General features: G+C 68.4%; 6 protein-coding genes and 1 pseudogene. 4 read left to right on the top strand and 3 right to left on the bottom strand.

From position 1 onward, the window contains the following. A pseudogene (locus ACIBJF_RS50725) lies at nt 1–323 on the top strand (zinc ribbon domain-containing protein); the annotation flags it as partial. Between the two features lie 28 nt (nt 324–351). Further along, nucleotides 352–1,056 (top strand): SpoIIE family protein phosphatase, encoded by a 705-nt coding sequence (locus ACIBJF_RS50720; protein WP_399184675.1) that lies wholly within the window; start codon nt 352–354, stop codon nt 1,054–1,056. 144 nt (nt 1,057–1,200) lie between these two features. Here the strand turns inward: ACIBJF_RS50720 and ACIBJF_RS50715 are convergent, their stop codons facing one another. The 3 genes from ACIBJF_RS50715 to ACIBJF_RS50705 form a co-directional block, all read right to left on the bottom strand. Beyond that, nucleotides 1,201–1,641 carry a winged helix-turn-helix transcriptional regulator gene (locus ACIBJF_RS50715; protein WP_399184674.1) on the bottom strand — a complete coding sequence of 147 codons (441 nt, stop codon included), beginning with the start codon at nt 1,639–1,641 and terminating at the stop codon, nt 1,201–1,203. Between the two features lie 345 nt (nt 1,642–1,986). Beyond that, on the bottom strand, nt 1,987–2,403 hold the full coding sequence (locus ACIBJF_RS50710) for an IS3 family transposase (RefSeq protein ID WP_399184673.1): 417 nt from the start codon (nt 2,401–2,403) through the stop codon (nt 1,987–1,989). Next, nucleotides 2,400–2,561 (bottom strand): hypothetical protein, encoded by a 162-nt coding sequence (locus ACIBJF_RS50705; protein ID WP_399184672.1) that lies wholly within the window; start codon nt 2,559–2,561, stop codon nt 2,400–2,402. Before ACIBJF_RS50705 ends, ACIBJF_RS50710 begins: the two co-directional genes overlap by 4 nt. Nucleotides 2,562–3,266: 705 nt before the next feature. Between ACIBJF_RS50705 and ACIBJF_RS50700 the strand changes: the two genes are divergently transcribed. Further along, nucleotides 3,267–3,422: a hypothetical protein gene (locus ACIBJF_RS50700; protein WP_399184671.1), complete on the top strand. Its 156-nt coding sequence runs from the start codon at nt 3,267–3,269 to the stop codon at nt 3,420–3,422. Between the two features lie 552 nt (nt 3,423–3,974). Continuing rightward, nucleotides 3,975–7,607 carry a S8 family serine peptidase gene (locus tag ACIBJF_RS50695; protein ID WP_399184670.1) on the top strand — a complete coding sequence of 1,211 codons (3,633 nt, stop codon included), beginning with the start codon at nt 3,975–3,977 and terminating at the stop codon, nt 7,605–7,607. Nucleotides 7,608–8,071: the final 464 nt, after the last annotated feature.

Here is an 8,071-nt window from a genome sequence, read left to right as displayed (position 1 = left end):
CTGGCGAAGACCACCATGGCCCGCAAGGCGGCCGATGCCGCCATCGCCGCGACGAAGCGTGCCCTGGTCGAGATGGGCCGCAAGCACGCGCGGGACGTCCGTCTCGTGCACCCGGCGCACACCACGATGGACTGCGCGCAGTGCGGAGCGAGAACCAAGCACGCACTACCTCTGTCGATGAGAACGTATGCCTGCACCGCGTGTGGAGCCGTGTCCTGCAGGGACAAGAACTCCGCCCGCGTGATGCGGGTCCGGGCAGGTGGAACCCGGACGGTGCCGAGGGCGTAAGACCACCGGGGCCGCCGGCTCCGGTGGCGGCCTGAGCCGTAAATCCCCACACAGCCCTGGAGGGTGAGGCATCCCCTCCCTTCAGGGAGGGGAGCCTTCAACTACCCAGAGCTGCCCTCCGGGGCCCCGCTCGGCCTCGGACTGGTCGACTTCGGGTCCGCCACACTGGAACTGCCCGAGACAAGCGTGCTCGCCCTCTACACCGACGGACTGATCGAGGACCGCGACCACGACATCGACGTCGGCATGCAGCGCCTGGGCACCGCCCTGGCACACCCCGGCCTCCCGCTGGACGAGCTCGCCTCGGCCGCGATCGACACGCTGTCCACCCGGACACCGGACGACGACGTCACCCTGCTCCTCGCCCAGACCCGCTCACTGGGCCCGGACCGGGTCGCCGCCTGGCAACTCCCGGAGGACCCGGCCGCCGTCGGCCGCGCCCGTTCCCTGGCCGCCGGACAGTTGAAGCAATGGGGACTGGAGCACCTGGTCGACTCCACCCGACTGATCGTCAGCGAACTGGTCACCAACGCCATGTGCCAGACCTCCGGCACGATCGGCCTGCGCCTCATTCGGCACGACGAGATGTTGACCTGCGAGGTCTCCGACGCCAGCAACTGCCACCCACGCCTGCGCAACCCCCGCACCACCGACGAGAACGGCCGCGGCCTCCTTCTCGTATCGCAGCTGTCCCGCCGCTGGGGAACCCGCTGCACACCGGACGGCAAGCTGATCTGGGCGGAGCTGGCGCTGGGATCCGGGGCGTGAGGGGGGTGTGTCCGGCTGCTGGTTCTTGGGCTGCTGATTCGCCGACGGCCGACTCCGGACTGCTGGTTATCCGACTGCCAGTTCCTGGGCTGTCGGTTCTTCGACCGCCCGCTCTCCGACTGTCGGCTCCCCCACTGCCGGCCTCTAGACCAGTTCGACGTCCGCCGCGGCGACCTCGTGGGCGTCGTCGTCGGAGATGAAGCCGACGTGGACCGGCCGGCCCGTGGAGCGCTGGCGCCGCAGGGCGCTCGGGCCCAAGGGGCGTGGCCGGTGACGGTCACCCCACTGCTGGAGCGCGGCGAGGATCACCTGGAGTTCCTCGCCGGCCGGGGTCAGGTGGTAGCTGTCGCGGGGCCGGCTTCCCGTCACCTGATACGTCTGCTTGCGCAGGACGCCCTCGCCGACCAGCGTCTTCAGGCGCGTGCTCAGCAGGTTCGGCGCGATGCCCAGGGAGGCCTGGATCTCCGCGAAACGGTGCTTTCCCAGGTAGATTTCCCGGATGATCAGCAGCGTCCAGCGCTCGCCCAGCACCAGGAGACTGCGTTCGATGGAGCAGGACGGCTCGTCGTGCGCGGCTTCGGCCACCTTGCCTCCCTCTACGTCGCGGTAACAGCCGGTTTCCGCACAGCCTAACCTGAATTGCAATGGGCAACTCAGCCTCCCGCATCGGTTGATCGACGCCTCCTCGGAGTTGGGTGCCCTGGGCCCCGGGTGCTCCGGCAGCCTGAAGAGCCGCGGCGGGATGGGTCCCGACGACTGCGGTCTGGCCGGGATCGCTCGCGTGCTCAGCCGGAACTGAGCCTTCACGGCGACACCATGCCACCCCCGCCCAGCGCCCCTGAGGATCTCGCATGCGTCTGCGCCACCTGTCCGCCCAGGCGAGGTCGCCGTCTTTCAGGAAGCCGGCAGCCTTGACGCACTACGCGTCATCTACGTACGCGCAGGGCCACCGCGGGGCGGCGGCTGGGTCGTGTCCCGCAACATCACTGTCGCCAGGTACAGCTTGCCCTCACCGGTGTCGATATTGGTCATATCGTCCACCCAGGCGAAGTCCGGTTCCTCGGCGGTGAAGCCCCGGCGCACGAAGTCCGAAGCAGCCGGCCGCTCGCCCGGCCGGGTCGGCGACCGGCTGCGGCGCCGTTTGCGGCCGACCGGCCCGAGCTCGGCCATCAGCTTCGCGACGGTGTGCACCGACACCCGCCGGTCCCGGCGCACCAGCTCGATGAACACCTTCGGCGAGCCGTAGGTGCCCCCGACCGGCGGAAGATCTCCCCGATCTCCTCCGCCAGGTGCTGCCGACGCACCTCCCGCGCCTCGCTCCCAACCGCTCCAGCTCGGCCCGTTCACTCTGCCGCAGCCGACCACGGGAAGGAGACGGCTCTGCCACCGGCCGGTCCTACGACGGCGACCCGTTGCGCCGTGCCCGCGACACCCGACTGTGCGGCGTCCTGGGTGGGTACCAGGTCCTCGGCCACCTCTGGAACCGGCTTCCGGGTCTCCGTCACGATCCGACCATCCATCCGATCACGGTCTCAACAGCAGGAGGGGAGGTGCACCCTGGCATGGCCACTTCTCGCAGATACGGCATGTGTCGGAAATGACTTGTCATCAATGCTTGCGGTCTCGAGCCGCGGCTGTCTGCGACAGATGCGGCGTCACGCCATCCGGCGGGTGACCTATATGTGACATGGCGCAGTTGGGACAGCTGCGAAGAGTTGTCACCGGCTGTTGTCCGGCCGACCATCGGTTCATGCGCCTCACAACCATGAAGCGGACCCTGCTCGCGCTGAGTTTGAGCACGGCCCACGCCGGAGTCGCGGCCATATCCGCCACTGCCGATACCAGCACCCTGAACTCCGCCACCGCGGCTCAGTGGCAGCTCATGGGACCCAATGCCGGCGGCGGACCATCTCACCTTCACCTCGGCCGTGCCGTCCCGTGTGTATGTGTTGTCCGAGCGCGGCATGCGGATCGACCGCAGCGACGACCACGGTCTGATGTGGCTGCGCAGGCCAGGTTGGGAATTCCCGACGGTGTGGGAATGGGACTGGAGGCCGTTCCCCACGACTCGGACGTCGCCTGTGCGGCGGGGAGGACGGGGGGCAGTGACTCGGTCCTGCTGGGCAGCGACGACGGCGCCCGGAGGCTCCATACGGGGGTGGACAGCCCCATCGAGATGTCCGACGCCATCGTGTCGCCTTGAGGACAGTATGTCTTCGCGGTCCGGTGATGCAGGGCTCTTCACCAGTTCGGACCACGGGCTGCACTGGCAGAAGGTCCCCGGCTCGCCGAGCGGAGCGACTCGACTCATGCTCAGCGACCACGACTTGTTCGTCGGCACCGGCAAGGGGATCTACCTCATCTAGGACGCCGGCCCGGCGCAGAAAACTGCCGACGCCCCCGTGATCTCTTGGTGGATCAGATGTCGGCGCGCGGTGACGGAATGATCAAGGTGAGCCATGGCGGCGGCGCAGGGAGGCGCCCGGCCCCCTCGGCCGGCCGCAACCCCTACCGGCTGCGCGTCGGTCCACGCGCTGGGCGGCACCCGTCCGGTGTGTCACAGCCCGAGATCCTGCCCTAGCAGTCGGCAGTACCGGCGTGGGCCGGCGCGGGCGTTCAGGCTCCGGCGCGCTGTCCGGCCAAGGCTTGCACCGAAGAGATGTACCGCAAGACGGGCCTCTTACCTCACGGACAACCGCCCCTTAGTGCCGCCTCGGCGGGCTATTTGACGCAGCAAGCAGATTTGACAACGAGTCATTTCAGGCAACTGCCGTATTTAACAAGGAAGTGCGATGCCATACATATCAGCCCGTAGACGGGCAGCACTGGCCTCGGCCGGGGCGATGCTGGCCGTTTTCGCGGCCCAGTTGCCGGGCTCAGCCTCTGCCGCTCCGGGGACCAGGGCTCCGGAACCGTCCTTGACCGGCACCGCGGCACATCTGCCGACCTCGCGTACGGTCACCTTGATCACCGGTGACAAGGTGACGGTGAACACCGACGCCGCCGGAAAGGTCACCCGCACCGTGCAGGGCGCGGACGGTCGGCTCACCGGCTTCGTGACCTACAAGGTCGGCAAGGACACCTACGTCTACCCGGACGCCGCCTTTCCCTACATCGCCGCCGGGAAGCTGGACCGTGAACTCTTCAACGTCACCCAGATGCTGGCGGACGGTTACGGGGACGCGCAGAGCAGCAGCTTGCCCCTGATCGTCACCTACACCGACGCCGCCGTTCGTGCACGTACGCAGGCGGTGCCCGCCGGCGCCAGCAAGACCCTGGCGCTGAGCAGCATTCAGGGCGCAGCGCTGTCGGAGCAGCGAACGAAGGCCGCCAAGTTCTGGTCCGCCCTCACCGGCGGGACCGCGACGGCAACCGGACGCAATGCCGACGCCAAGCCCCAACTGGGCAGCGGGATCGCGAAGATCTGGCTCGACGGGAAGGTCAAAGCCGACCTGGCCGACACGACCGCGCAGATCGGCGCTCCCCAGGTGTGGGCGGACGGTGACACCGGCCAGGGCGTGGACGTGGCCGTGCTGGACACGGGTATCGACACCCAGCACCCCGACCTGGTCGGTCAGGTGAATGCGAGCGAGAGCTTCGTACCCGACCAGGACATCGAGGACCACAACGGTCACGGCACGCACGTCGCCTCGACCATCGCCGGTACCGGCGCCGCCTCCGACGGCAAGGAGAAGGGCGTCGCCCCCGGTGCGCACCTGGACGTCGGCAAGGTTCTCGGCAACGACGGCAGCGGCCAGGAGTCCTGGGTGCTGGCCGGCATGGAGTGGGCCGCCCGCGACCAGCACGCCAAGGTCATCAGCATGAGCCTCGGTGCCGGACCCAGCGACGGCCACGACCCGCTGAGCCAGGCCGTCGACGAGCTCAGCGCCGAGACCGGTGCGCTGTTCACCATCGCGGCCGGCAACGACGGCCGGCACACCGTCTCGTCTCCGAGCGTCGCCGACGCCGCGCTGTCCGTCGGAGCAGTAGACACCTCCGACACCCTCGCCGACTTCTCCAGCACCGGCCCGCGGCAGGGCGACGCCGGCCTGAAGCCGGAGCTGACCGCACCGGGCGTCAACGTGCTGGCTGCACGCTCGCAGTACGCCGAAGAGGGCGAGGGCTACTACCAGACGCTGAGCGGGACCTCGATGGCCACCCCGCATGTCGCCGGCGCCGCCGCACTGCTCGCCAAGGCCCACCCGGACTGGTCCGGGCAACAGCTCAAGGACGCCCTGGTCAGCACCACCGAGGCGACCCCCAAGTACACCCCGTACGAGGGCGGAAGCGGCCGTCTTGACGTCGCCGCCGCCGTCAAGGGCACGGTGTTCGCCACCGGCAGCGTCTTCGGTGGCTACCGCGACGGCACGGCGCCGGCCGGCGACAAGTCCGAGAGGGAAGTGACCTACACCAACACCGGGGACGCTCCGGTCACCCTCGACCTGGCGCTCCAGGTCCCCGGTGCGGCCACCGGCGCGTTCTCGCTGTCGGCACCTCAGGTCACCGTCCCCGCACACGGCAGCAGCAAGGTCATCCTCACCACCAGCTTCGACCTGGTGAAGGAAGACACCACGACCTCGGGGCAGATCCTCGCCACCGACACGTCCGGCACGCTGCTGGCCCACACCGTCATCGGCGCCTATAAGCAGGCCCCGCGCCACACCCTCACGCTCAACGGCAAGGACCGCAGCGGCCGCCCGATGGGCGGCGAGGTGTACGTGTTCAGCGACAAGGTCTTCCTGCCGCTGCAACTGGACGATTCAGGCACCGGCACGATCAACCTGCCTGCCGGCACGTACTTCGTGAGCCTGGAGAGCGATGTCCAGGGCACGCACGGGCCGCACTCCCTGGGTAAGGCCATTCTCACCGCTCCCGAGGTCGTCGTCGACCGGGACACCACGGTGAACCTGGATGCTTCCAAGGCCAAGCAGGTCTCCGTCGTGACTCCGCAGGAGACCACGCCCGCCGAAACCCGCATCGGCCTCTACCGGGGATTCGACAACGGAAGCTCCTTGACCATGACGCGGTGGCCCAACCCCACCTATGACAATGCCCCCTACGACAGCGTCTGGGCCCTGCCCAGCAAGCCGGTCACCACGGGCACCTTCGACTCCGGGTACAACTGGCGGCAGACGGAGCCGGCCCTGACGGTCGCGTCTCGCACGCACACCTTTGACGACATGATCGTCCAGCGCGGACACATCCCCCTCAAGGACGGCACGCGCCAGTGCGAGGCCGTCTATGCCGCAGAGGGCGGCGCCGCCGACTACGTGGGGCTCGACGCCAGGGGCAAGGTCGTCGTGGTCCGGCGCAGCGATGACGTCGATCAGGCCGAGCAGGCCGAGACGGCAGCCAAGGCCGGTGCGAGTGCGCTGCTCGTCGTCAACGACGGCTACGGACGCCTGGACCCGTGGAACGACAACCCCTGGTCCGCCACCGACAATCCGGCCCCCCTGACCGTGGCCACGCTGACCACGGACGAGGGCGACGAACTGATCGCCCAGATCAAGCAAGGCCGGACGGCGCTCCGGGTGACCTCCCACCCGACCACGGACTACCTCTATGACATCTCCCGCGACGAGACCGGCATCCCGGCGGACCTGACCTACCGGCCGCAGCGCCGTGACCTTGCGCGCGTCGATATGTCCTTCCGCAACAACCGGCCCGCCAAGGGCATGGAGTTCCGTTCCGCCGTCTGGCTCGGCGACTACGGATACAACATGTTGCCCACTCCCACCCAGGCCGAGCGCACCGACTGGGTGTCCAGCGACACGGACTGGGCCCAGAGCGCCTTGGTCAACCAGCAGCTTCAGATCTCCAGTGACTCCCTGACGCGGTACCCGGCCGGCACGACCTCCCACATGGAGTACTTCGGGCCGATCCAGCGTCCTCGGATGAACGATTACTACCGACCGGTGCGCCTGGGCAACGCGGTGTATGTGGAGGTCCCGGGCTGGGGCGACTCGGTTCCCGGACATGTCGGCACGACGTTCGGCAATGTCGATGTCGAGAACAAGGTGAAGATGTATCAGGGCGACACCCTACTCAGGGCCTCCGACACCGACACCCTGGGCAGCTACCGGTTCCCCCTCAGGCTGTCTCCCGAGAAGTTGCGGTACCGCCTGGTGTCGGAGAACGCCCGGGGCACCTGGGCCAACGACTACTCGACCACCACTCGGACCGAGTGGGGCTTCGACTCCCAGCAGGGGGCCGCCGGCGTCTTCGAAACGCTACCGCTGATCCAGCTCGACTACACGGTCGAGGGCATGGACGCCTCTGGTAAGGCACATCGCCACGCCGACATCACCGTCACTCCCTCGCACCTGCAGGGGGCACCAAGCTCCGACACCATCAAAACGGTCGGCCTGGACGTCTCCTACGACGACGGCGTCACCTGGCACCACACCACCCTGACCCGTACCGCCCAGGGCTGGAACACCCAGCTGGACGCCCCCGCCCATGCGCAGTTCGTGACGCTGCGCACCAGCGCCGCCGACACCGAGGGCAACAGCGTCACACAGAACATCACCCGGGCCTTCGGCCTGAAGTAGGTACCCATCGGATCAGCCCTGACTGACCGAGCAGGGGCGGGGCGGCAACCAGCGGCCCCGCCCCTCGAACCGTCCGCACGAGGATTCCTCGCGGGCGGCTCGATCTGCCCGGCCAGATGGGAGAGCACCTGGCCTGAGTCACCCATGTGTGCGCAGCACGTCCAACCGAGTCCGGGGCTGTGCCGTTGACGGCTCCTGACTACGACCAGCGGCTTGAGGCCGCTCGTCAGCGACTTCGGCCGGAGGACTGACCAACGGACTGAACGCCTCACCTGGCCGCAGCGGGTTGAGGTTCTTGAAGTTCTCCCCTCCCTTCGCAAGCTCGGGAAGGGGATTCCCGTCTACCTTTCGGCGACAGGCTTGACGGTGTTACCCGCCCTGCGACCGCGCCTTCCGGCGGCCGGGATCTCCGTGATGACGTGGCCGATCCGATACAGGTGCAGGATGTTCCGGGCCGCGTTCCA

The organism is Streptomyces sp. NPDC050743 (assembly GCF_044456925.1).
Lineage (GTDB): Bacteria > Actinomycetota > Actinomycetes > Streptomycetales > Streptomycetaceae > Streptomyces.
Note: the sequence above shows the minus strand (reverse complement) of the source record. Positions and strands in the feature narration are given on the sequence as shown.

Coding starts and splice junctions, on each gene's coding strand:
- ACIBJF_RS50700 (WP_399184671.1), top strand. CDS start 3,267: ATGTCTTCGCGGTCCGGTGATGCAGGGCTCTTCACCAGTTCGGACCAC.